The 24809-nt window shown below is 36.7% G+C and carries 30 protein-coding genes; 21 read left to right on the forward strand and 9 right to left on the reverse strand.

Annotated features, from left to right (window positions below):
• The first annotated feature begins 256 nt into the window (after positions 1–256).
• From SLH51_RS11560 to SLH51_RS11595, 8 genes are all read left to right on the forward strand, one after another.
• Positions 257–1207 carry a carbohydrate ABC transporter permease gene (locus SLH51_RS11560; protein WP_335961417.1) on the forward strand — a complete coding sequence of 317 codons (951 nt, stop codon included), beginning with the start codon at positions 257–259 and terminating at the stop codon, positions 1205–1207.
• Positions 1207–2046 carry a carbohydrate ABC transporter permease gene (locus SLH51_RS11565; protein ID WP_335961418.1) on the forward strand — a complete coding sequence of 280 codons (840 nt, stop codon included), beginning with the start codon at positions 1207–1209 and terminating at the stop codon, positions 2044–2046. Before SLH51_RS11560 ends, SLH51_RS11565 begins: the two co-directional genes overlap by 1 nt.
• A gap of 56 nt (positions 2047–2102) precedes the next feature.
• Complete coding sequence (locus SLH51_RS11570; protein ID WP_335961419.1) at positions 2103–2723, forward strand: YesL family protein; 621 nt, start codon at positions 2103–2105, stop codon at positions 2721–2723.
• Between the two features lie 128 nt (positions 2724–2851).
• A complete protein-coding gene (locus SLH51_RS11575) occupies positions 2852–4189 on the forward strand; it encodes an ABC transporter substrate-binding protein (protein ID WP_335961420.1) in 1338 nt (445 codons plus the stop codon).
• Between the two features lie 271 nt (positions 4190–4460).
• Entirely contained in the window at positions 4461–5948 is a 1488-nt protein-coding gene (locus tag SLH51_RS11580; RefSeq protein ID WP_335961421.1) for an alpha-N-arabinofuranosidase, read from the forward strand.
• A 99-nt stretch (positions 5949–6047) separates the two neighbouring features.
• Positions 6048–7550, forward strand: a complete 1503-nt coding sequence (gene arfA, locus SLH51_RS11585; RefSeq protein WP_335961422.1) for an arabinosylfuranosidase ArfA — start codon at positions 6048–6050, stop codon at positions 7548–7550.
• A gap of 369 nt (positions 7551–7919) precedes the next feature.
• Complete coding sequence (gene yhaM / locus SLH51_RS11590; protein ID WP_335961423.1) at positions 7920–8879, forward strand: 3'-5' exoribonuclease YhaM; 960 nt, start codon at positions 7920–7922, stop codon at positions 8877–8879.
• 190 nt (positions 8880–9069) lie between these two features.
• Positions 9070–9348 carry a sporulation YhaL family protein gene (locus SLH51_RS11595; RefSeq protein ID WP_335961424.1) on the forward strand — a complete coding sequence of 93 codons (279 nt, stop codon included), beginning with the start codon at positions 9070–9072 and terminating at the stop codon, positions 9346–9348.
• A 68-nt stretch (positions 9349–9416) separates the two neighbouring features.
• Here SLH51_RS11595 and SLH51_RS11600 read toward each other — a convergent pair whose 3' ends face one another.
• Both SLH51_RS11600 and SLH51_RS11605 read right to left on the reverse strand, forming a co-directional pair.
• Positions 9417–9506: a YjcZ family sporulation protein gene (locus SLH51_RS11600; protein ID WP_335961425.1), complete on the reverse strand. Its 90-nt coding sequence runs from the start codon at positions 9504–9506 to the stop codon at positions 9417–9419.
• A 142-nt stretch (positions 9507–9648) separates the two neighbouring features.
• Entirely contained in the window at positions 9649–10560 is a 912-nt protein-coding gene (locus SLH51_RS11605; RefSeq protein WP_335961426.1) for a peptidylprolyl isomerase, read from the reverse strand.
• Positions 10561–10756: 196 nt separating this feature from the next.
• Between SLH51_RS11605 and SLH51_RS11610 the strand changes: the two genes are divergently transcribed.
• Both SLH51_RS11610 and SLH51_RS11615 read left to right on the forward strand, forming a co-directional pair.
• Entirely contained in the window at positions 10757–10840 is an 84-nt protein-coding gene (locus SLH51_RS11610; RefSeq protein WP_088102685.1) for a YjcZ family sporulation protein, read from the forward strand.
• Positions 10841–10901: 61 nt separating this feature from the next.
• Entirely contained in the window at positions 10902–10988 is an 87-nt protein-coding gene (locus tag SLH51_RS11615; RefSeq protein ID WP_335961492.1) for a YjcZ family sporulation protein, read from the forward strand.
• A gap of 55 nt (positions 10989–11043) precedes the next feature.
• Here the strand turns inward: SLH51_RS11615 and SLH51_RS11620 are convergent, their stop codons facing one another.
• A complete protein-coding gene (locus tag SLH51_RS11620; protein ID WP_335961427.1) occupies positions 11044–11223 on the reverse strand; it encodes a hypothetical protein in 180 nt (59 codons plus the stop codon).
• A 272-nt stretch (positions 11224–11495) separates the two neighbouring features.
• Here SLH51_RS11620 and SLH51_RS11625 point away from each other — a divergent pair, with 272 nt between their 5' ends.
• Positions 11496–12086 (forward strand): YpmS family protein, encoded by a 591-nt coding sequence (locus SLH51_RS11625; protein ID WP_335961428.1) that lies wholly within the window; start codon positions 11496–11498, stop codon positions 12084–12086.
• A gap of 94 nt (positions 12087–12180) precedes the next feature.
• On the opposite strand, the gene SLH51_RS11630 is transcribed toward SLH51_RS11625, so the two are convergent.
• The 3 genes from SLH51_RS11630 to SLH51_RS11640 all read right to left on the reverse strand — a co-directional run bounded on the left by SLH51_RS11630 (position 12181) and on the right by SLH51_RS11640 (position 14030).
• On the reverse strand, positions 12181–12723 hold the full coding sequence (locus SLH51_RS11630; protein ID WP_335961429.1) for a DUF3267 domain-containing protein: 543 nt from the start codon (positions 12721–12723) through the stop codon (positions 12181–12183).
• A gap of 186 nt (positions 12724–12909) precedes the next feature.
• Positions 12910–13497 carry an HTH-type transcriptional regulator Hpr gene (locus SLH51_RS11635; protein WP_335961430.1) on the reverse strand — a complete coding sequence of 196 codons (588 nt, stop codon included), beginning with the start codon at positions 13495–13497 and terminating at the stop codon, positions 12910–12912.
• Between the two features lie 167 nt (positions 13498–13664).
• Positions 13665–14030: a YtxH domain-containing protein gene (locus tag SLH51_RS11640; RefSeq protein ID WP_335961431.1), complete on the reverse strand. Its 366-nt coding sequence runs from the start codon at positions 14028–14030 to the stop codon at positions 13665–13667.
• 76 nt (positions 14031–14106) lie between these two features.
• Here SLH51_RS11640 and SLH51_RS11645 point away from each other — a divergent pair, with 76 nt between their 5' ends.
• Positions 14107–14298, forward strand: coding sequence for a hypothetical protein (locus SLH51_RS11645; protein WP_335961432.1), 192 nt, complete (start codon positions 14107–14109; stop codon positions 14296–14298).
• A gap of 38 nt (positions 14299–14336) precedes the next feature.
• Here SLH51_RS11645 and serC read toward each other — a convergent pair whose 3' ends face one another.
• Together serC and SLH51_RS11655 are read right to left on the reverse strand one after the other, a co-directional pair.
• Positions 14337–15419, reverse strand: coding sequence for a 3-phosphoserine/phosphohydroxythreonine transaminase (gene serC / locus SLH51_RS11650; RefSeq protein ID WP_335961433.1), 1083 nt, complete (start codon positions 15417–15419; stop codon positions 14337–14339).
• 317 nt (positions 15420–15736) lie between these two features.
• A complete protein-coding gene (locus SLH51_RS11655; RefSeq protein ID WP_335961493.1) occupies positions 15737–16171 on the reverse strand; it encodes an HIT family protein in 435 nt (144 codons plus the stop codon).
• Positions 16172–16404: 233 nt separating this feature from the next.
• On the opposite strand from SLH51_RS11655, the gene SLH51_RS11660 reads away from it, so the two are divergent.
• From SLH51_RS11660 to SLH51_RS11670, 3 genes are read left to right on the forward strand one after another with little or no spacing between them, the layout of a single operon-like run.
• Positions 16405–17148 (forward strand): ABC transporter ATP-binding protein, encoded by a 744-nt coding sequence (locus SLH51_RS11660; protein WP_335961434.1) that lies wholly within the window; start codon positions 16405–16407, stop codon positions 17146–17148.
• Complete coding sequence (locus SLH51_RS11665; protein WP_335961435.1) at positions 17145–18356, forward strand: ABC transporter permease; 1212 nt, start codon at positions 17145–17147, stop codon at positions 18354–18356. Before SLH51_RS11660 ends, SLH51_RS11665 begins: the two co-directional genes overlap by 4 nt.
• 49 nt (positions 18357–18405) lie before the next feature.
• Positions 18406–19140 carry an EcsC family protein gene (locus tag SLH51_RS11670; RefSeq protein ID WP_335961436.1) on the forward strand — a complete coding sequence of 245 codons (735 nt, stop codon included), beginning with the start codon at positions 18406–18408 and terminating at the stop codon, positions 19138–19140.
• 81 nt (positions 19141–19221) lie between these two features.
• Here the strand turns inward: SLH51_RS11670 and SLH51_RS11675 are convergent, their stop codons facing one another.
• On the reverse strand, positions 19222–19947 hold the full coding sequence (locus SLH51_RS11675; RefSeq protein WP_335961437.1) for a cytochrome c biogenesis CcdA family protein: 726 nt from the start codon (positions 19945–19947) through the stop codon (positions 19222–19224).
• Positions 19948–20255: 308 nt separating this feature from the next.
• Here SLH51_RS11675 and SLH51_RS11680 point away from each other — a divergent pair, with 308 nt between their 5' ends.
• From SLH51_RS11680 to SLH51_RS11705, 6 genes are all read left to right on the forward strand, one after another.
• Positions 20256–20654 (forward strand): LiaF transmembrane domain-containing protein, encoded by a 399-nt coding sequence (locus tag SLH51_RS11680; protein WP_335961438.1) that lies wholly within the window; start codon positions 20256–20258, stop codon positions 20652–20654.
• 2 nt (positions 20655–20656) lie between these two features.
• The gene (locus SLH51_RS11685) at positions 20657–21235 is read left to right on the forward strand and encodes a PspA/IM30 family protein (RefSeq protein WP_335961439.1); all 579 of its coding nucleotides are present in this window, start codon (positions 20657–20659) and stop codon (positions 21233–21235) included.
• Positions 21236–21431: 196 nt separating this feature from the next.
• Entirely contained in the window at positions 21432–22289 is an 858-nt protein-coding gene (locus SLH51_RS11690; RefSeq protein ID WP_335961440.1) for a DUF4097 family beta strand repeat-containing protein, read from the forward strand.
• Positions 22290–22311: 22 nt separating this feature from the next.
• Complete coding sequence (gene liaF / locus SLH51_RS11695) at positions 22312–23112, forward strand: cell wall-active antibiotics response protein LiaF (protein ID WP_335961441.1); 801 nt, start codon at positions 22312–22314, stop codon at positions 23110–23112.
• The gene (locus tag SLH51_RS11700; protein ID WP_335961442.1) at positions 23109–24158 is read left to right on the forward strand and encodes a sensor histidine kinase; all 1050 of its coding nucleotides are present in this window, start codon (positions 23109–23111) and stop codon (positions 24156–24158) included. Before liaF ends, SLH51_RS11700 begins: the two co-directional genes overlap by 4 nt.
• 2 nt (positions 24159–24160) lie before the next feature.
• Positions 24161–24793 carry a response regulator transcription factor gene (locus SLH51_RS11705; protein ID WP_335961443.1) on the forward strand — a complete coding sequence of 211 codons (633 nt, stop codon included), beginning with the start codon at positions 24161–24163 and terminating at the stop codon, positions 24791–24793.
• Positions 24794–24809 lie beyond the last annotated feature (16 nt).

Raw genomic sequence — 24809 nt, forward strand, 5'->3', positions numbered from 1 at the left:
AAGTCTCTATTAGAAATTATGTAAACGCTTCCTGTTTTGACCGAGAAAGTCATGGATTTTTTTTGTTGATTCGTGTACGTACACGAGATTTGGGGTAGAAAGAACAAAGCCAATAATATGAATGAATAAAACAGGAAATATTATGCCATTTGAAAAGTTGATGTCGAACCAAGATGACTTAAACGATCTTACCCTTAAACGTGTACGTACACGTTAAGGGTAAATCCGAAAACCCAAAAAATTTAGGGGGGTTCTTATGTTACAGAATGGAAAGAGTACCAATCAAGAAGTAGTCCAAGTTACAAATAAGAAGTCTGGCGGTTTATTAAATTTTTTAAACTCTCAAAAAGTAGTGCCGTATATCTTGATTTCACCATTTATTCTTTCGTTTTTAGTATTGTCGTTATACCCGGCAATTCAAGCAATTATTATGAGTTTCCAAAGAGTGTTGCCTGGTGAAGTTACGTTCATTGGATTAAGGAATTATACGAGAATTTTTAATCCAACGTTTTACACAGCTTTACAGAATACGACGGTCTATGTGATTTTAACTGTTATTATTTTAGTCTCAATTCCGATGTTGTTAGCTGTTTTGTTAAATTCGAATGTTCTTAAATTTAGGATATTATTTAGGACGTCATTATTTTTACCTGCATTAACGTCAGTAATCGTTGCGGGTATGGTTTTTCGTTTAATGTTTTCTGAAAGTGATACAGCGGTAGCGAACCAAATCCTAGGTTGGATAGGATTTGATTCGGTTGAGTGGAGATACAATGCCTGGTCAGGGATGTTCCTAATGGTTGTTCTCGCATCTTGGCGCTGGATGGGGATTAACATATTGTATTTCCTTGCTGCGTTACAAAATGTACCGAAAGAATTATATGAAGCTTCAGATATTGATGGTGCGAGTACTGTTCAGAAATTCTTTTATGTTACGTTGCCATTTTTAAAACCAGTAACCATTTTCGTTGCGACTATTTCGATTATCGGTGGATTTAGAATGTTTGAAGAAAGCTTCGTATTCTGGACAGCTGGTTCACCAGGGAATATTGGTTTAACGATAGTTGGTTACCTATATCAAGAAGGTATTCAACAGAATGATATGGGATTTGGGGCAGCTATTGGTGTTGTATTAATGTTAATAATCTTTGTAATCAGCTTGACTCAACTGTATTTAACTGGAGCATTTAAAAGGGGGGATCAGTAATGAAACAAACGAATAATCCTTTATTAATATGGCTACTCACAATTGGGATTGCTATTGTAGCATTTGTTGCCTTATTTCCGCTTTTAACTTTAATACTTGCTTCATTCAGGCCGGCAACTGACTTAATGAGGAATGGGATAAGCTTAATCTTTGATCCTAGCACTTTAACTTTAGATAACTTTATCTACATTTTCACTGAAGCAGGTCTATATTGGACATGGTTCGGGAATAGTCTGTGGATATCAATCGTTATTGTTGTCTTATCCCTGCTTTTCTCTTCTATGGTAGGATATGCATTGGCAGTATACGATTTCAAAGGTAGAAACTTTTTCTTTTTACTAGTTTTAATCATTTTGATGATTCCATTTGAGATATTAATGTTACCTCTTTTTCAATTAATGATTAAACTAAATTTAGTAAATACGTATACAGCAGTTATATTACCTGCGATTGTTGCACCGGTTGCCGTCTTTTTCTTTAGACAATATGCATTAGGGCTTCCAAAAGAACTAATGGATGCTGCAAGAATTGATGGATGTACTGAATATGGTATATTTTTCAAGATAATGTTTCCGCTTATGGGACCTTCATTAGCAGCAATGGCTATTTTACAAGGGTTAGGTAGTTGGAATAACTTCCTTTGGCCATTAGTCGTGTTACGTTCTAATGATATGTTTACATTGCCAATAGGCTTAGCGACATTATTAACACCATATGGTAACAACTATGATATTTTACTTTCTGGTTCTGTAATGACAATTGTTCCGATTGTTATCTTGTTTATTTTCTTCCAACGATATTTCGTAGCGGGACTAACAGTTGGTGGAGTAAAAGGATAATTGATATACGAGATTTTAAGGAAAAGGATTATTGTGAAAATAAAGAGGTGGATAGAATGAACGGTACCCAAATTGTATCATCGCTTGATCGAATCCTTCACTGGATCGTGCAACTAGCTGTAATAAATATATTGTGGTTTTACTATACGCTATTAGGTTTATTTATAGGAGGAGTGTTTCCAGCAACCTTAGCAGCATTAGGGTTATCTAGAAAATTGATAATGGGAAACACTGATATAAAAATGTGGAAAACCTTTAAGCAAATTTACAGAGAAGAGTTCATACGTTCTAATTTGATAGGATGGTTGCTAACTATCATCGGTGGGATACTTTACATGAATTATCTAGCAATTGCTAATTCAAGTGAAGAGCTACTATTTGTTGTTCCGTTCGCTTTCTACTTTATTTTATTTTTCTACATCATCGTTGTTATATGGGTTTTCCCACTATTGGCACATTATCAAACATCGTGGTTTTCATATATTCGCAGTGCAATCATTATTGGGTTGACGAAAATTCACTATACATTAGCAAGTGGTTTAGTTGTTTTTACAGTTGTATATTTTTCACTAGATTTTCCAGGATTAATCCCGTTTTTTTCAATTAGCCTAGCTACAATAGGTTGTATGTGGCTTTCTATGCAAACTTTTGGACAATTAGATGAGCAAACCTCTTAAATTAGCAATTGAAAGCGTTAACCAAACATTATCTAAAAGTATCGAGAACTTTGAGGAGGTGATGTATTTAATAATTTTTCCTAAGGTTTTCAGATTTATGATGTCTATTAAAAAATAGGGGGATTGTGATGAAAAGGAAAAGTTTGTTATTTACGTTTATTGGGATTATGGCGCTCGTGTTAGTTGCTTGCGGTGGTGGTTCATCTTCTTCAGGTGATGCAGATGAAACCTCTGTCGTTGGTGATGACATTGAAGGTGCTACAGAACTAACGTTTTGGACATTTGCAGGTCAACATGTGGATTTATTTGAGGATGCAGCGGTCAGTTGGAATGAAGAATTCCCTGATAGACCACTAAAACTCGTTGCCGAAACATATCCATTTGACCAAATGCACAACAATTTATTACTTGCGTTGCAATCAGGTTCAGGAGCACCTGATTTAGCTGATATTGAAATTTCTCGTTTCCCTAATTATCTACAAGGGGTACCACAAATGTTACCAATGAATGATCATGTGGAACCGGTTCTTGATAAATTCGTTGAAGCTCGTTTTGATATCTATGCGAAAGATGGCGAATATTACGGAATGCCTACTCATGTTGGTGCATCTGTGATGTACTACAACACAGAAATTATGGATGAAGCAGGGGTAGACGTTGAATCAATTAAAACATGGGATGACTATGTAGAAGCTGGTAAACAAGTCGTAGAAAATACAGGTAAAGTGATGACAACCGTTCATACAGATGATTACTTACCTATGTTTCAAATGGTCAGCCAACGTGGTTCAGATTGGTTTGATGAAAATGGTAATTTAACTTTGGACGCTCCAGATAATATTGAAGTGCTACAATATCTACATGATTTAATTTATGTTCATGAAGTTGCGGAGCTTTCACCAGGTGGGCAACCGCATGCAGAAGAGTTTTATGCGTATATGAATGAAGGAAATGTAGCTTCTTTGGCCATGCCGATCTGGTATATGGGACGTTTCCTTGAAAATATGCCTGAACTAAAGGGCAAAATGTTGATTCAGCCACTTCCTGCATGGGAAGAAGGTGGCTTCCGTTCAGCTGGTATGGGGGGGACAGGAACCGTTGTTACTAACCAAACAGAGCATGAAGATCTTGCTAAAGATTTCTTAGCGTATGCTAAGCTTTCTGAAGAGGCAAATGAAAAGCTTTGGACTGTCCTTGGGTTTGATCCTCCACGTTGGGACGTATGGGAAAATGACGTATTCAATGAGGACAATAAATACTATCAATTCTTCGGTGATAATATTTTTGATGTATTATTAGAAGTTCGTGAGGAGATTAATTCTATTAATGTTACGCCATACACGCCTAATGTAGCTAATGAGTTTACTACCAATATTTTCAATGATGCACTGAGACAACAAACACAAACGCCAGAAGAAGCCTTGAAAAATGCACAAAAGACGATCGAATCTAATATGCAAGATTAGTATATAAGTGAAGATGCCAGTTTTTGCTTGATGTGGATCTAAAATTCATCACTCCTCGTTTAACCGATGTTAAACGAGGAATGGTGATGAAATTGGCAGAAGAGCAATAAAAGTACTCTTAATATAATGTTTAGGAGAATTTTGTATAGACCCGTTAATGTTACGTAAATCCTTTCTGATTAGTGGAGGAAGTAACTTTTTGTTAATTTTATCGTGTACGTACACGTAAGTTAGTTATAAGAAAAACCAAAAAATATGAGGTGAATTAAACATGAAACAACAGGCAATTTTAAATGTTGATGTCGAACAAGGAAAAATTAATAAAAATATTTATGGACACTTTGCTGAGCACTTAGGCAGATGTATTTATGAAGGAATATGGGTGGGGGAAGATTCACCGATTCCAAATACAAACGGGATTCGTAATGATGTAGTAGAAGCATTAAAAAACATTAACATCCCTGTGCTCCGTTGGCCAGGTGGATGCTTTGCTGATGAGTATCATTGGAAAGATGGAGTTGGTCCAAGAGAAGAGCGGAAAAGAATGGTGAATACACACTGGGGTGGTGTTGTAGAGAACAATCATTTTGGAACGCATGAATTTATGATGCTGTGTGAAATGCTTGAATGTGAGCCATATATTTGTGGGAATGTTGGAAGCGGTACTGTCCAAGAGATGTCGGAATGGGTAGAGTACATGACATTCAAAGGTGAGTCGCCAATGGCAAATTGGCGAAGAGAGAATGGGCAAGAAGAGCCGTGGAAATTAACCTATTTTGGTGTTGGAAATGAGAATTGGGGATGCGGAGGGAATATGCGTCCTGAATACTACTCAGATCTCTATCGTCGCTATCAGACTTATGTTCGTAATTATGACGGAAACAAGATTTATAAGATTGCAGGTGGCGCTAATGTTGATGATTATAATTGGACAGAAGTGTTAATGCGAGAATCTGCGCGCTATATGGATGGATTAAGCCTTCATTATTATACTGTACCTGGTGAGTTTTGGACAGGGAAAGGGGCAGCCACAGGATTCCCTGAAGATGAGTGGTTTGTAACGATGAAAAAAGCATTACATATGGATACGTTAATTCGTAAACATGGGACGATCATGGATAAATATGACCCTGAGAAGCGTATTGGAATGATTATCGATGAGTGGGGAACATGGTTTGATGTAGAGCCTGGTACGAATCCTGGCTTCTTGTATCAACAAAATACAATTCGAGATGCACTTGTTGCCGGTCTTCATTTTCATATTTTCCATGATCATTGTGACCGTGTTCAAATGACGAACATTGCGCAAACGGTGAATGTTCTTCAATCCATGATTTTAACTGAGGGAGAAAAAATGATTTTCACTCCTACTTATCATGTATTTGAAATGTATAAGGTACATCATGATGCAAAAAGAGTAGCGCTTGATACGAAGGCAACTGATTACAAATTTAATGGTGAAACGTTGCCGCAAGTCAGCCTTACCGCTTCTAAAAATGAAGAAGGTACAGTGCATGTAAGCATTTGTAATATTGACCATGAAAATGACGCAGAAGTGAACATCGATATCCGTGGTCTAGCAATATCAAATGCAAATGTTAGCGGTAGAATTTTAACGGCTGATAAGATGGATGCTCATAATTCATTTGAACATGGTGAAAATGTGAAACCTGTTGAATTTAACGCATTCTCTGTGGAAGAGGAAGGGTTAAACGTCAAGCTACCTCCAATGTCTGTTGTTGTATTAGCAATGAACTAAGGGTGAGAGCCAAGATGAAGGTTTAGAGGTGACTGTCAGGGATGTAAGTGTTACTAGCTACCTAAATATGTGCACGTACGAAAGGGAGGAAGGTATATTATGACAATTAAAGCGTCTATGACCATTGATAAAGAGTTTAAAATTGGTGAAATTGATAATCGAATTTATGGATCTTTTATTGAGCATCTAGGAAGAGCTGTGTACGGGGGGATTTATGAGCCTGGTCATCCAGAGGCTGATGAGCAAGGGTTTCGTAAAGATGTTATGGAACTTGTGAAAGAATTAAAGGTACCTATTGTTCGCTATCCAGGTGGAAACTTTGTTTCTGGGTATAACTGGGAAGATGGGGTAGGTCCTGTAGCAGAACGGCCACGTCGTTTAGATTTAGCTTGGAGAACAACAGAGACTAATGAAATTGGAACGAATGAATTTATGGATTGGGCGAAAAAGGTTAATGCTGAAGTAAATATGGCCGTAAACCTTGGAACAAGAGGAATCGATGCCGCTCGCAATTTAGTCGAATATTGCAACCATACATCCGGATCATACTGGAGTGACCTTCGTATTAAGCATGGTTATAAGGAGCCACATAAAATTAAAACATGGTGCCTAGGAAATGAAATGGACGGTCCTTGGCAGATCGGTCACCGTACGGCTGATGAGTATGGTCGTATTGCGGTTGAGACAGCAAAAGCAATGAAGTGGGTTGATCCTTCCATTGAATTGGTCGCTTGCGGAAGCTCGAATCGTCATATGCCAACATTTGCTGAGTGGGAAGCGACTGTTCTTGAACATACGTATGATCACGTTGAATTTATCTCATTGCACACATATTATGGGAACCGTGATGAAGATTTAGCAAACTATCTGGCACAATCACTTGATATGGATCAGTTTATTTATTCTGTGATTTCAATTGCAGATTATATAAAAGCGAAAAAGCGCAGCAAGAAAACGATTAACCTATCATTTGATGAGTGGAATGTTTGGTTCCATTCAAATGAAGCAGATAAAAAAATTGAGCCATGGACGATTGCACCGCCACAACTTGAAGACATTTATACGTTTGAAGATGCGCTTCTAGTTGGAAGCATGCTCATCTCCTTACTCAAACGTGCTGACCGTGTAAAAATTGCGTGTTTGGCTCAGTTAGTTAATGTCATCGCTCCGATCATGACGGAAAATGGCGGCGAAGCTTGGAAACAATCGATCTTCTACCCATACATGCACGCATCTGTATTTGGTAGAGGGGTTGCATTAAACGCAATCGTATCTTCTCCTAAATATGATAGTAAGGATTTTACGGATGTTCCTTATCTAGATACAGTATCTGTTTATGATGAAGAAAGTGAAGCTGTGACAATCTTTGCGGTGAACCGCCACCAAACAGATGTAATGTCCCTTGATGCTGATGTTAGAAGTTTTGAAGGATATAGAGTGGTTGAACATATCGTTCTTGAGAATGATGATGTCAAGGCAACAAATCAGCACAATCACACAAACGTTGTTCCACATAATAATGGTGATGCGAAAGTGGATGGTGGTAAATTAGAAGCCAACCTACCTAAGCTTTCATGGAATGTGATTCGCTTGGCTAAATAAAGGTAAGACTTAAATAAATGATTTGTTACTATCTGTCCAGCTATCTGACTGAGGCAGGTAGTTTTTTATTGAATCTAATAGTAAAACCTGTTGGGGTGAGGACATCTAAGCAGCAAATAATTATTGCAATAAAATGAAGGTAAGACTGTAAGACTCTCTGTCACGAGAGATCCTATAAGGAAGCTTAAAATACGTTTGTTGGAGTGCTCAAGATGTGAAATTAGAGGCAAACTTTCTAGAGGCGTTGGAGGATTATTCACTCACTATACTTAATAGTAATCAGGAATTGATACTTATGTAAAAGGCGTGATTTAAAATTATGCTATACTATGAATAAATAGATTTCTATTAGGTGAGGTGAAGAGATAAATGAGTAAGGGAATCCGGTTTCAACAAGTCGGAGATCGAGTTGAAACCTATTACTTAATTAAATCGGCAACAAAAGGAGTGGCGAGTAACGGCAAGCCTTTTCTAACGTTAATGTTGGCTGACCATACTGGAGAGATTGAAGCGAAGCTATGGGGATGTTCACCTGATGATGAGGCTACATTTACTAGTCAAATCATTGTTCATCTTCATGGGGAAGTCTCTGATTATCGTGGTAGGTTACAAATGAAAATCAGTAGCATTCGTCCAACTACCGCGATGGATCAAGTAAAGGTAGCTGATTTTGTAAGGTCAGCTCCATTAGCTCCGGCTGATATGTTAGAGGAAATTACACAGTATATTTTTGAAATGAAAAACCCCAATATACAACGTATTACACGACATCTATTAAAGAAATATCAGGAGCCTTTTTTGGAGTCGCCTGCAGCAACAAGAAATCATCATGAATTTGTTTCCGGGCTCGCGTATCATGTCGTTTGTATGTTAAAAGTTGCTAAAAGTTTAGCTGTGTTATATCCAACTTTGGATACGGATTTGTTATATTCCGGTATTATCTTGCATGATCTCGGCAAAGTAAGAGAGTTGTCAGGCCCAATTGATACATCCTATACATTGGAAGGGAAGTTGATTGGACATATTTCCATTATGGTAAGTGAAGTAGCAGATACAGCTAAGGAACTTGGAATAACAGGAGAAGAAGTTTTAATGCTTCAGCATTTAATTTTGAGTCATCATGGAAAAGGAGAATGGGGAAGCCCTAAAGTGCCTGTCATTCGTGAAGCAGAGGTATTACATATGATTGATAATATTGACGCGAAAATGAATATGATGGACCGGGCATTAGAACGAGTTCAACCGGGTGAATTTTCTGAACGTGTCATGGCCATGGATCACCGTAGCTTTTATAAACCCAGTTTTCATGAACCACCATTAGATGTATAACGGTGTATGAGATGACTATGCGTCAAAAGTAAACGCTTGGATGTTCACACATATCCAAGCGTTTAATTTATAGCTGTTCCTGATGCATAAAGGGAATGGATATGTATGACCTTATTAATTAGTTTTTTTGTTCTAAGCTATCATGCTTGTACATACCCTATAGTAAAGATACAAGCATGGAGGGGTAATCATGAAAAGTAAACCAAATAATAAACGAATAGCACTAATTCTACTAGCGATCCTTGTAGTTGCGTTCTTATTGACTCAAACAGCTGTTGGAGGAATACTGTTATCAAGTCCTTGGTGGGTGTATTTTGTTCTTGCAGGAATTGTCTTAAGTGGTTATTTGTCAGTCAAATATTCAGTCGAAGATAAACATATGGAACAGGAGTGGATTGAAAATGAAGGAAACATTTATATGGAAAGAATCGAACAGGAGAAAGAAAGACGGAAAACAACTAGGGGATAAGTAGGATATATAAACGAACCAGAGTCCATGAAGGGTCTCTGGTTTATTTCGTTCGTTTATAATAAAAGTTAGCAAGCGTATGCAGTACCTACAATTATAAGGAGAATGAACAGTACTACTAGTAAAGTAAAGCTAGAGCTATAAGAAGTTCCTGACATGAGTAATCATCCTTTCTGCTAGTCAATTAGGTGATACCTAATCATAGCCTATGCCAAAGAGGATGAATGGTTCTAGGCTCTAGCGGAAATAGGAATAGGGTCGCTGAGATGAGTGTCAGCGACCCTATTTTTTCTAAGTGAACTATTCATTTCCCTCATTAAATAAATCAGTAAAACGTGAATCTTTAATTTCAACGTCGGCATTTTCAAGTAGCTCTGCCATAATTTCATCATTAGACTTAGATTGTTGTTGAATTAAAATTTGTTCAATTTCATCAGCATAATCTTCAAATGTATTTCTTTGATCAGTTACCTTAATGATATGAAAGCCGAAATCAGATTCAACAGGCTCACTAATTTCACCAATTTCTAATGCGAAGGCTGCTTCTTCAAATGGTGGAACCATTTTCCCTTCTCCAAAGAAATCAAGGTCCCCACCACGAGCGCCTGAACCAGGGTCCGTAGAGTATTCTTTCGCTAACTCAGCAAAATCTTCACCAGCTTCAATTTTTTCAAGAACCTCAGCTGCGGTTTCTTCATCTTCAACTAAAATGTGACTAGCTCTAATTTGCTCTCCAAATTGTTCTTCGTTTTCTTCATAATAAGCTCGGATATCTTCATCTGTGATCTCGATTCCTTCCGTAGCTAATTTCTGTAAGACGAGTGGTGGTACAAGGTACTCATCTACAAATTCATCAATTGACTCCACATTTAAATTAAATTGATTCTGTAATGCTTCTAAGACACCTTCGTCATCTTCAATGCCGTATGTTACACGAAATTCAGTGCGTAGCATTTCTAACTCTTCATCTATTTCCTCATCTGTAACCCCTGCAGTTTCAATCGCTTGATTAAGAAGGTGGTCACGAATCATTGCTTGAAGTGTTGATCCCCCATAATTAGTCTTAAGTTCTTCAACAAATTCTGATTCTGTAATTTCAGTTCCATCTACAATGGCAACTGGTGTATTATCTGATGCAGTTTCTTCATTGTTACATGCTACAAGAGCCGTTATACATGCTAGGCTAATAGCGGCAACCAATTGTTTTTTCATAGTCATCCCACTCCTCAAGATCATCCTCAGGTTAATGCCTGTCTCATTTACAGACCTAACTATACCATACAATTGATTTATAGAGAAAGGTTTTTCAAAAGCAAAATGAATGATTTTTAAATTTGGGGCATACGCCTAGTACGGAAAAAAAGTCTTTGCATAGGATATTGTAACAAAGCAAAGAGGAGGTGTTATTATGTCTCACGCATACCATGGAGGATTTGCGTTGATTGTTGTGTTGTTCATCTTATTAGTAATTGTAGGTGCGGCTTGGTTATAATACCAACAACAACATCTCTTTTCGGACGGATGATGAAGAATTAACATGAGGAGGGATACCGATGTCTCACACTTATCATGGAGGATTTGCGTTACTCGTCGTATTGTTCATCTTATTAGTAATAATTGGCGCATCTTGGATGTACTAATACGATGTCAAAAGAATAAAAAGAAGAGTGAGGACATAAACGTCTCTCACTCTTCTTATGTGAATAGAATTTTTACATATGTAGACGTAAGCAAAATAGTCATCAGAATATTAATTGTTCGAAACGATTTTGACTGTTTTTCAGTTGGGATCTCGCGCTTTAAGCACAAGGCATCAGTCATAGAATTAATAACGAATAAGAAAAATAGCGCAAATAATATAACAACGAAGAGCATATAGTTGCCTCCTGACGAGCAATGATAATTAAACTTTATCAAAAAATGGCTCAAAAAGATAGGAAATTGCTTAATTTTATTTAAAAGATAAGAATTTATTAAATTTGCGTAATGAAAAGAGGTATGAAAAAGCAAGTTAAGAGTGTAATTGCCCGTTCGCATAGCATGTCGGAGAACGTAGAAGAGTGAAAATCGCATTCTAAAAACAAACCAGTCATTGTTAACATACGGGTTAGGACATACAATGGGAGGAGAAAGAAAGGTGAGGATTTATGAAAAAAAATAATCACGTATGGAAAATAGCTTTCTTTGCATTAAGTGGACTAGTTGTTCTTGTGATCATTATTCTTTTCATGCTAATTCAGAGATATTTTCCAGAGGTAGATGAAAATCATTTTGTACAAAAACAACCAACAACAGAAGAGGCTGCTTTTGTTATCCAAACAAATAAAGCTAGGTTAAATACACTTATTGCTTCAAGAATTGAACAAACCCCTAGTGATATTTCCTATATGGTAGAGTTGCTTGAAGAAAATGTCCAATTTAGGTCTGCATTTAAAATACTCGGTCAGGAAGTTCCTGTTACGATTAATTTTAATCCAGTTGTTGTGCCAAATGGAGATTTATTATTAGAGGTTGAGACATTTTCAGTAGGTATTCTTAGTTTACCTGTTGATCAGGTCTTACAATTTATTAGTAATTGGATTGAAGTGGCAGATTGGATCGTTACTTATCCGAGTGAACGTGTAGTGGAAGTTAAAGTGACTGATATCAAAGTAGATGAAAATGAATCCATGAGATTTCGCTTTCTTACTTTTGATCTTGAGCAGGATAACATAGAGCTCGAAATGATAATAGACTAACATTGCCATCATTTAAACCCAGCTTGTAATTTAGCTGGGTTTAGTTATGAGCATAGGTCAAAAGAATATCATCTAAAAAACAAGCTGCTTACGTTTAAACAGCTTGTTTAATTAAAATATGAAGCCCTTCTGCGTGGTTTTCAACATAGCTTTGCTTTGGTGCTTTAATCAAATACGAAGCATATAGAATATCATAAAAGGCTAAACCGAAATGAATGGAGCTTAAAATAGAAATATAGGCAATGTACATTGGTAACATGATGGAAGCTAATGCACCAATTAATGTAATCGTAAAAATTGGTGTTAATAAAGCTGTTAAATATAAATTACGTGATAAAGGCCTAGATACTTTTACTGAAAGCATTGGGAAAAAAGAAATCCAGCGTGTTTTTATCATGGCTTTCTTTCCACATATCCATAATGGAATAAGGTGAAGTATTTTGTGAACAAGAAAAACAGCGATAATACTCATTATAAAAAATGGCAAGCTAATAGTTGGTGACTCAGTTGTTGGAATAATGGAACTCACAGCTAAATAATAAAATAAAAATGAAAACAGCATTGTGAATCCTGAATACATCATTAGGCGCAACGAACCGTAATCACGGCTTATACGTATAGTTTTCCAGCAGTTCATAGAAGTGCTGCACCTCCTTAATCAATGAATAATTTACTCTCATTTTTTAAAGAAAGCAATAGAATCGACAAAAATAAAATGATTTCGACAATACTAATTTTTTACATACTTGAAATTTACTATGTAGATATAATGAATGAGTAGGTGGTATCACGCTTTTTCAATTGAAAAGAGCCTAGTATTTTACTAGGCTCCCTCACTAGAATAATTTGCTTTCTTTTCACATTTAATTAAACGTCCATCTTTTTCTTGGAAATCGTCATTAAATTTAGAAAGTGATTTTTCAAAAATATCAATGAAATCTGGACCGTAAATATGTCGAAGAATACTTGTAATTTCCGATAATTCAGGGAATTTGCCATACAAATCTACAATCGGTAATGCTCCTTCAAACACACCATACGTATCTGGGTGATATGCTTCAAGTGTTTGTAAAAATAAATCATGTCCTTCATCCGTAAGGCATATATACGTATTTCGCTTATCATTTTCTTTTTTTGAAAAATGAAGAAGACCTCTTTCCTCTAATTTTTTTGAAAAATTAAAGGCTGTAGATACGTGCATAACGCCGAATTTTGCAATATCAGAGATCGAAGCACCGTCTAAATGATAAGAAATCCAAAGAATATGATGTTCATTAATATTAAGGTCAAATGGTTTAATCCATGCTTGCCAATCTTTCTCTACTGACTTCCAAAGTGCTTTGCTTAATTGAGCTACCTTATGACTAAACATTACTGATTGTTTTAAGGAGCTAGGTAATTGTTGTTCCATCTTTCTCCCCCTAATTAAGAAACATTTGTTGACTAATAGGTATTAGTCGAAAAAACTGTACACATATCATAAATATTATTTTTGAATATTTTTTCTTTTTTTATATTATGCCAAGGATCCTGAGAAATAGAAAGGAAAAAAAAGTTTATTAGAAACTTTTAGAAAATTTATGACCTATTTGTATTCGTTGTGATTTTTGTTGCTTGTTCCACATTTTTTTGTAATGCTTCAATATCGGCTTTTAATTGAGATACGGTTGGTTCAATATCTTGTTGCCACTTATTTATAGAATCTTTAACTTCTGATCCAACAGATAAAAAAGCCTCTTTTCCTTCTTTTGCTGTTGTTTTTAGTTGAATAGTGGCATTTTTACTATCATTAGCTAGTTGATCCAACTCATTCCGAAGTTTCAAAGTATTCTCTTTACATGTAGCTCTAACGTTTTTGCCTGAAGTAGGTGTCGTAAAGAGTGTAATCATACCTAATATAGCTGATCCTGCAAGAAAACCAGAGAAAAACGATTTAGCATTCATATAATTATTCACCTCTTTTAACGAGTTCTTTGAGCACTCCTATCTGCATAGTAATAAAGGATAAGGAGGGGGAAAGATGGAGGCTCTAATTTTATTATTATTATCAGTTTGTTTATTATCGTTGTATGGGCTAATTTATGTTTCTGTTCGTCTAGCAGGTAACATACAGAATGAAGAAAAAAAACAATTTAGAAACTCGTTCTTGACTATGTTAATCCTTTTATTATGCAGTGGAGCATTTGCTACATTGCTCTTAATTAGTTCATAAGAGTGGTTAGGTTCTTTCCATCCTAACCACTCTTATTGTTAGTTATGCTTACGATAAGAGTCCATAAGGTCTCTGAGTGCAAGACAAGCCTCGATAGGTACTGCATTATAGGTCGAGGCACGACACCCTCCAACAGAACGGTGACCATTTAAACCAATAAACCCAAGTTCCTTTGCTTTCGCTAGAAACTTTTTATTATCTTCTTCTGTGGGAAGATTAAATGTAATGTTCATTAGTGAACGAGCATCTTTCTCTGCATGGCCTTTGTAAAATCCGTTGCTTTCATCAATTGCGTCATAGATTAATTTTGCTTTTTCTTCGTTCAATGCTTGAATCGCCTCAACTCCACCTTGCTCTTTGACCCATGTTAATACTTGCTGAAGCATGTAAATTGAGAAGGTTGGTGGTGTATGATAAAGGGAATTCGCATCTGCGTGTGTTTTATATCGAAGAACAGTAGGAACTTGATCAACATTTGTGTCAAGAAGATCTTCACGTACAATTGCAACTGTTACACCAGAAGGACCTAGATTCTTTTGGGCTCCAGCATAAATAAGACCAAACTGTTCAATGTTTATAGGTCGAGATAGAATATCACTAGACATATCCGCGATCAAAGGTGCGTGTGTAATGTCTGGGAAACTAGACCATTGTGTACCGTAGATCGTATTATTTGAAGTGAGGTGGACATAAGCATCATTCTCGTTAAATTGTAAATGAGACGCATCCGGAATCGTTTTGTATTGCCCTTCTTTTGTTGTAGCTGCTATAGCTGTTTCTCCAAGTAACTTGGCTTCTTTTAATGCTTTTTCAGACCAAGATCCTGTAAGTATATAATTTCCTATCTTACCTTCTTTTAAAAATTGAAGAGGAATCATCGAAAATTGTAGACTAGCGCCACCTTGAAGAAAAAGAACCTTATACTGATCAGGTATGTTGTATAATTCTTTTAATAAATCGATAGCACCTTGATGGACAGCCTCATATTCTTTGCTACGATGACTAAGCTCCATAACTGACATTCCAGTGCCGTTGAAATTTGTTAACTCTGCTTGTGCTCTCTCTAGTACTTGCTTAGGTAAGGCAGAAGGTCCAGCATTAAAATTGTATACTGTTGTCATTTACTCTCCACTCCTTTATCTCTTCACCACGTTAATAAAACATAGATTGTCATTATCGTACCATAATTCCAATGTAAATGGATTGTTTTTTTAGTGTTTTCTGAAATTTATATAAGAGTTTGTACAAAAAGGGACGATTTTTCCCTTTTTGTACAAACTCGAAGCAATGAGCGGAACCGCTACAAGGTTTTAAGCCAGTTATGAGTGGGTTTCTCATAATGGCGCGTAGCGGGAGAAGCCATTGCAGTAAATCAAAAAAAGGGACGATTTTTCCCTTTTTGTACAAACTCGAAGCAATGAGCGGAACCGCTACAAGTTTATTCTTTAATAAATGCACGTACTTCTCTTGCGATTTGTTGTAAATCCTCACTTTTGTATTCTGAACTATGATCTTTCCAAACCGCTCCAAATCCGTCGCCTTTCCCGTATCTAGGAATGAGATGAACATGATAATGAAACACAGTTTGACCAGCAATTTCTCCATTATTATTTACAATGTTTAAACCTTCAGCTTGATAAGCTTGCTTAAGGCCCTTTGCAATTTTAGGCACTACTGAAAAAATATGCTTAGAACAATCTTCAGGTAGATCAAACAGATCTTGATGATGTGATTTAGGTATAACAAGTGTATGACCTTTTGTTACTTGACTAATATCTATAAACGCAAGCACGTTTTCATCCTCATAAACTTTCGATGCTGGAATTTCTTCTTTGACGATTTTGCAGAATATACAATTTTGATCATGGTTCATCATAATCATCCCTTCCAAAATTTGATTAAAACCACTATACATGAGTGTTTATCGTCGTTGCAAGTTGCATGAGAATCGTTGTTCCTATTATCAATTATTATTCATGCATTTCTCTTATTTATTGTAAGTGCTCGGTCACCTTTCTATGTCGAAGAAAGAAAGCCTTTGTCATTAGACTAGAGAACCTTTCCTCATTTTTGGTAAGATAAAGGTGCGAAGGAGTTGTTGTGAATATGTCAGAGGTTTTGAAAATAGAAGGAATTACTGGGGGATATCATCCAAAGAAACCAGTCTTACATGATGTCAATTTTCATGTGAATAAATCAGAGATTGTAGGTTTAATTGGGTTAAATGGAGCAGGAAAAAGTACGACGATTAAACACATTCTAGGATTATTGCAGCCGCAAAAAGGTCAAGTGACAATTGGTGGGAGAACCTTCCAAGAAGACGTAAATGAATATCGCCGATCGTATGCCTATATACCTGAAACACCAATTTTATATGATGAATTAACCTTGTGGGAGCATTTAGAATTAACAGCCCTTGCATACGGTCTTGAGGAAAACTTGTTTGAAGAGCGTGCAGAAAAGTTGCTCTTGGAATTTAGAATGCAGAAAATGAAGAAGTGGTATCCAAGTCACTTTTCAAAAGGGATGCGGCAAAAAGTGATGATTATGAGTGCTTTTTTAATAGAACCACCAGTGTATATTGTTGATGAGCCAATTGTAGGGTTAGATCCAATTGGAATTCAGTCATTTTTAACGTTTTTAAGTGATATGAAAAAAAGAGGGGCCGCTGTTTTAATGTCCACTCATATTTTGGCGACGGCCGAGCGTTATTGTGATCGTTTTGTCATATTGCATCAAGGAAAAGTCGTTTTGGAAGGGACGTTGTCTGAGATGCGCACAGCTCTTAGACTACCTAATGCTACATTAGATGAAATTTATATCGAAATGACAAAGGAAGAGCTCGTATGAAGGATGGAATGATGTTGTGGAGAGAGCGTGTTAGTTCATATTGGAATATGGCGATTCGATATTTACGCTTAATAGGCAATAGCGGCTTTCTTTTTACCGTATATGTTCTTATTATTATTGGAAGCTATTACTATAGTGTCTTTTTAGATTGGCTTCCAGATACGTTTCCAGCTGTTTGGGTGTTTGTTGCCATTTTTGCTCATTTGTTGACAAGGAGTGGTATCCGTACGTTTGTAAAGCCTGCTGATGTTGTATTTCTTTTGCCTTATGAATCAAAATTGGGATCTTATTTTCAAGCATCAAAATGGTACAGCCTTGCTTTGCAAAGTGGTGTGTTGTTGGTAGGACTCGTTGTTTTGTCTCCTTTTTTTGCAAAGTACTTAGCCAATGATGTTGGTAGTTTGTTTCTTGTTCTTGTCCTTTTAATAATTGTGAAAGGATGGAATGTTTTTTCGAGTTTTGAGGAACAACGTTTTCAAAGTGAATCTGATAGGAATTCACATTTTTTATTGCGAGGGATAATCAATATTGTTTTCACATTTTTGCTTTTCTCTGGAGCTAATTGGCTGTTGTTACTTGCTTTATTTGTGATCATGGCAAGCCTGTACATGTTTTATTATAAAAGGCTAGCTCAACAGTTATCAATTAAGTGGGATCATCTGATTGAAGTAGAACAAGGGATGTTGTTGTTCTTCTACCGAATTGCTAATGCCTTTACGGATGTACCACAATTGCGAAATAAAGTGAGAGCAAGAACGTATTTGCATTGGTTTATTAACGGAATTATCGATTCTAAAAAGTCAGTATATCACTATTTATTTGCTCGTTCTTTTATTCGGGCGAACGATTACGGCGGAATTTATATAAGGCTTGTGTTGGTTTGTGCTATTGTTCTGATCGCTCTCCCTAGTGGTTGGCTTCAACTAGTTGTTCTTCTACTCTTTATGCATATGGTGACTAACCAGCTATCGACACTTTGGTATCATTATGATACGAATATGTGGGTCGATCTCTATCCAGTAGTGGAAGGGCAGAAGAAAGAGGCGTTAACGCAGCTTGTCTTCAGGTTGCTCTTGATTATGACTGCTGTCCAACTTGGAGTCCTGCTTGCTACTTCATCACTCGCTATCTTTGCAATAGCTATTACAATAGGAGGAATCTATAGCTACATTGGAAGTCAGAAATTAATTCACAAAAGGAAAAAGTAGTCATCTTCTTGTAAGTTTTTGCATCAATAAGGACAAAGGGGTGGTTGCTATGTATGAAAAGGAAATTGCTGAAGAGCTTTTAAGGTGGAAGAGAAAGTTGCTAAAGAGACCATCGATGGTAGGTCGCTATACGAAAGGTTTACAGTCAAAGATGAACAACCTTATCCCAGAAAAAGTTCATTCAGTCGTAACAGCAAGTATTAAGAATATGGTGCACGCAACTTTGGTTGGTTCTGAATATACGACCAAAAAAAAACCAGAGGTCGCTCAAAGTCTAAAACAGAGAGAGGAAAAAGTTCTCCAAATTCTGAAATCATATAAACGGACAGCCGCCCTTGAAGGAGCAGGAACAGGAGCAGGTGGCATATTGCTTGGAATGGCTGATTTTCCATTGCTGCTTAGTATCAAAATGAAATTTTTGTTTGATGTAGCATCAGCATACGGGTACGATGTACGAGACTATCGAGAACGTCTTTTTGTTTTATATTTGTTTCAGCTAGCTTTTGCAAGAGAGGAAAAACGTGCTGGTTTAATAAATCAATTAGAGAAATGGGAAACACAAAAAGAATCTCTTCCAGAAAAAGAAGCGTATCTAGCCAACTTTGATTGGAAGGCGTTTCAACTTGATTATCGTGATTATATAGACTTAGCGAAAATGCTACAAATGATTCCTGGCGTCGGTGCGGTTGTCGGGGCCGCAGCGAATTATCGTTTTCTAGATGTGTTAGGAGAAACGGCTATGAATGGGTACCGGATCAGGTGGTTATCGTCTCTTCCTGAGTAAAAAAATAAGAGGTTGACTCTCATTTGAGTCAACCTCTTATTTTTATTGCAAAAGAAAAAAACATCCCGTTTGTACTGACTCTTAAATCGTAAATGGCAGTGATTGAGCGATTCGAGCTAGGTAGGCAGAAATAACAGCGAATTTACCAGTGAACAGTAAAATACCGAGTATGACCATTATACCACCGCTTACTTTTTGAATAGTCGGTAGCCATTTATTTAATCGACGTATTCGATCAAGTGAGCGTGACCACAAAAGAGCGACTAGCAAAAAGGGAATGCCTAATCCAATGGAATATACTAATAGCATAAACATTCCTGACCACATTGTCTCAGATTTGCTGGCGAGAAGAAGAATTGATGATAGGACAAGCCCAATACAAGGTGACCAACCAGTTCCAAATAAGAAGCCAAGAAGTACGGAGTTGGCGAAACTTGATGACTTTCTAGGTTTGACAGAAAGTTTCTTTTCGCTCATCAGCATTCGAATCGATATAATCCCCATCATTTGTAAACCGAATACAGCGATAATAATTCCCCCTATTTGTTCGAAGAGCTGTCTATTTCCTAAAAAAGCTTGACCAATAAAGGTTGATGAAGCCCCTAGCAATAGAAAAATAGAGGTGAAGCCAATAATAAAGCCGACACTTCTTGATAATATTAGTTTTCGATCAGCTTCTATTTCGTTGTTGGAAATATTCGTTCCAGTTAATTGGGCCAAATAAGCAGGTACTAAAGGGAAAATACAAGGTGATAAAAAAGAAATAACGCCAGCTAAAAAGGCAAGCCAGATGGAAACCTCTGTCATTTTGAACACATCCTTATTAGTAAATCATGAACTCTAGACAAATGTAGAACTGTTGTCTCGAAAAGGAGACTACACATTTACACTAGTCTATTCTAGTCCAATCTAAATATATGTATCAATTATTTGTACTTGTCTCATTATAACTGTTTCGAGCTAGAGGAAAAGAGTCAAGCCGAAAATTTCACGGAAAGATCACAAGCTAAGTCGAATATCAGTCTTGAGGAGGAGAGAAAACCATTCTATAGATTGGCTTCAAATGCTTATTTTTTCTCTACAATAAAAGTAGTTCAAAATAAGGAGGAAAACAAATGAAACAGCCTGGAAAGATAGTTGGTGGACTTCTTCTCATTCTTATTGGAGCAAGTGTTCTTCTTGGAATGATAGGAATTAATCTTGGTGGAATTATTGGTCTGGCTATTGGTGGGGGATTAGTTTATTGGGGGTATGCAAAATGGCAGGAGAAAGGACAATGTTCCTTCGGGAGCATTTTACTTATAGCATTTGGAGCGATCATTTTGTTAGGTGGCTTAGGTGGTATCGTAAGTCTTCTGCTAGGAGCTTTCTTAGTATATGGGGGCTACAAGCTTATTCAACCGAAAGACAAAGGTTTAGAAGTAGATTTAAGTAAGGAAAGTGCAACAAAGCATACAGCCTATGACACAATTGATGAAGAATTTGAGAAGTTATTAAAAGAAGGAGGTAAGTAATTATGATCACTAGAATGACAAAATTAATTAAGGCGTATGTATATGAGGGATTAGAGCGAATAGAGGATCCAGCTATTATGGTGAAACAATATATTCGAGATGTGAAGGAAGAAATTGAAAAGTGTGAAATGAAAATCCAAAAGCATACACAATTAACGCAATCGTTAGAGTTGAATTTGAAGCAAGCGAAGGAACTTGTGTCTAAGCGTGAAGAGCAGGCACAAATTGCTGTGAAAGCTGAAAATGATGAATTAGCTCGAAAAATCTTACGAAGTAAGAAAGAAGTATGGGAACAAATGAATCAATATGAAAAGCTAATGGTTGAAAATAAAGAGCAGCTAAAGCAAAAAAGAGAGCAGCTTGAACAGTTAAAATTAAAATATCATCAACTTAAGGAACGGAACACAGAGTTAGTCTTGCGAGTGCGAGCAGCTTGGGCGAAACAACATTTAAACACGGAGAAGAAAAAGGAAGAAAATACTATTTTCGAATGGATGGAAGAACATGTAACAGAACCTACATGGGAAAATGAAAATGAAATTGAAATGGAGCTAAACAAATTAAAAGAAAATCTTGAATAGCTTATTAATAAGCTATTCAAGATTAATAAGGAAGAGCAGAAATAAAATAATCGGTTTCTGCTCTTTATTTAAAAGAAAATAAAAAGGAGAAAGAAAGTAGAATAGCTTAATTTAAACGGATAACTTAAGTTCTTTTTTTCTAGGCTTTTTGTTAAATATTTAATATAGTTTAAAAGTGAGATAAGGAGGGGGAAAAGTGAAGGTCCTATTTGGAGTGCTATTAATCGTTGTTGGACTAGTGTTATTAGTAGGAACAGTCTTCTCTCCGTTAATAAGCTCTAAAAAAAGCAATGACAAAGAAGTAACGGCAGACCTTACTTCGGTCAAGGAGATTGATTTTTCAGGCACGACGGTTAATTGGAATATTCAAATTACTGACAATGACAGGCTAACTGTAGAGCTTCTAAATGAAGCTAGAGAGATGGGTTTATTGTCAAAAATGCAAAATGGAACTTTGAAAATTGAAGTGAATGAACCTAAATTCAGATGGTTTTCTTTTAACTTTCGTGGATCAACGAAAGCAACTGTATATCTACCCAAAAACTATAAAGGCCATCTTAAGGTGAATAGTGTTTCAGGAGATCTTTCATTTAGTGATGATTTTACATTAGAAGATGTAAAGATTAAGACTGTATCAGGTGATGTAGTTGGGTCTACTCTATCTGCTTCACATGTTGAGGTGGCCACTACATCCGGAGATATCGACATGTATCATCTTACTGTGAATTCACTCAAAGCAAACTCTGTATCAGGAGATATTCAAATTGGAGAAATGAATGGTGAAGTAGAGGGAAAAACGGTATCAGGAGATCTTTATATTCAATATGAAAACGAAAATCAAAAGGCTTACTTAAAAACGGTTTCTGGCGATGTTGAGTTGTTGATTCCATTAGCAAATGCAGTAGTTAGCCTTAATTCAATATCAGGAAATTTACGAGTTGAAGCAAAGATGCATGATCAAATGATTCAACCGAGATCAATCTCTGGTAAAATAGGTGAAGGATTACATCAAATGACGATAAAAACGACATCAGGGGATATTCGAATCCGTTGATCGTGACGAAAGGAGCGAGGGCATGAGGAAGCAAACATTATTTGGGATTATTTTTGTTGTCGTCGGTCTTAACATACTTTTTAATACAATGCATCTCTCAACAGGATCCTTTGTTGCTCCGCTCATCTTTTTTGCGATTGGCTTGTTTCTCTATAAACGTAAACATAATTTTATTAGCCTTGTGTTCTTTATTGTCAGTGCTAGTATTATTTTTGATCAGCTTTTAGGCATGAATTTTATGGGGATTCTTATTGCGGTAGTTGCTCTTTATTTTGGTATTCGCTTAGTGAAGGAGCCTAAAAAAAGAGGCAGGAAGGAAGCAAAAGAAGCAAAAAAGGAAAAGAATCAGGAATCACAAGACGAAGAAAAGCAACAGGGAAATAATAGTGAACAAAAACAAGAAAAAAATGATCAACAGGAAAAGCAATTAAAAGAGGAACGTATCATCTTCACTCCAACTATGCGAAGAACCTTAATTGGGGATATTCGTTATTTAGGAGAGCCTTTCGAGCTAGATGATTTAACGATTTGGAATGGAATTGGCGATGTTCGGATTGATTTATCAAAAGCAATTATTCCTGAAGGTGAAACGGTTATTATTGTCCAAGCAATTATTGGTCAGATTGATTTTTATGTACCAGAGGATTTAGCGATTGCAATTCAAGCTTCTTCCACGATAGGAGAGGTTTCGCTTTTCCATGAGAGTCATGGAGGAATTAATCAGCAGCTAAGCATTGCGACAAAAGAATATAAAAAGGCTCCAAGGCGTGTGAAGCTCATTCTTTCTACTTTTATAGGCGAAGTGAAGGTGAGGGCAGTATGAGAAAGCGGTTAGCTAGTATACAATGGCAATTTATTCGACATAGTTTGATTGTGACATTGTTACTTTCCTTTTTATTGCTTTTTATTATAACTTATGAAGAAACTCGGGGATTGCTTCTTGTTTTTGATCGGAAGTTATTAGGAGTTCCAATTATTATTTTGATGATTGCTGTCATCATGGTAACCGGCTTAATTAGTGGATATATTCAAGCAGACCCAATTAGAAGAAGAGTTGATCAATTAGTCCACGGTGCTCTGAGGTTTGAGCGGGGAACATTTACTCATAGAGTGACGATTGAGGGGGAAGATGAATTAGCAGAATTAGCTAGGCGCATGAATGGAATGGCCCAGAACATTGAAGAGCAAGTAGCGTCGTTGCAACGTTTGTCAGCTGAACGAGCTGCGATGCAAGAAACGGTAAAAAAAGCAGCGGTTACAGAGGAACGACAACGGTTAGCAAGGGATTTACATGATGCTGTTAGTCAACAGTTGTTTGCTATTTCTATGATGACAGCAGCCATTAAACAAACGATGGCACAAGAATCGGGTACAACAGTGGAGCAAGTGAAAATGGTAGAAAGTATGGCAAATACCGCACAAGCTGAGATGCGGGCACTATTGTTGCACCTTAGACCAGCCCATTTAGAAGGAAAGAGTTTAGAAGACGGTATTAAACAATTGTTTGAGGAGATGCAGAAAAAGTACGGGATGGATGTAAATGTATCGATCCAAGAGGATGTGTCTGTTCCAAAGGGAATTGAAGATCAAATCTTCCGTATGATTCAAGAAGCGATCTCTAATGTACTCAGACATGCAAAAGCTACACAACTCGAACTTCAGCTAAAACAAACGAATCAGGAGTTAAAGGTTAAACTAATTGATAACGGAATTGGATTTGATGCGAAAGGAGTTCAACAAAACTCTTATGGTTTGCATACAATGAAAGAGCGGATGAACGAGATAGGGGGGACGTTGCAAATCATATCTGTTCCGAATAAAGGAACGCAAATAGAGGCGAATATTCCAATTACTTGGAAGGGGGAATAGAAATGATACGGGTATTGTTGGTCGATGATCATGAAATGGTGAGGATGGGTTTGTCTGCCTTTTTATCAACACAGTCTGATATGGAAGTTGTTGGACAAGCAAATAATGGCAAGGAAGGAGTGAAAATTGCTCTTTTAGAAAAACCAGATGTTATTTTAATGGATTTAGTAATGGAAACAATGGATGGCATTGCAGCAACAGCTGAAATAACGAAACACTTACCTTTTTGTAAAGTGATTGTACTTACGAGTTTCATTGATGATGAAAAAGTATACCCGGTTATTGAAGCAGGTGCTTTTAGTTATCTATTGAAAACGTCCTCGGCGATTGAGATTGCGGAGGCGATTAGAGGGGCATCACAAGGAAAGTCAGTCGTTGAAGCGAAAGTAACAAATAAAATGATGGATCGTATGAGAGGGAACAAGCAAAGGCCGTTACACGAATCATTAACACCACGCGAAAAAGAAGTACTTGAGTTGGTTGGCGAAGGAAGAAGCAATCAAGAAATAGCTGATACACTATTTATTGGAATCAAAACAGTCAAAACTCATGTGAGTCATATTTTACAAAAATTAGAGTTAGATGATCGAACACAAATAGCCGTATATGCTCACCGTACAGGGATAGTAAAATAGAAAACATGCAGAGCTA

It is taken from the genome of Halalkalibacter kiskunsagensis, assembly GCF_037027555.1.
GTDB lineage: Bacteria > Bacillota > Bacilli > Bacillales > Bacillaceae_D > Halalkalibacter > Halalkalibacter kiskunsagensis.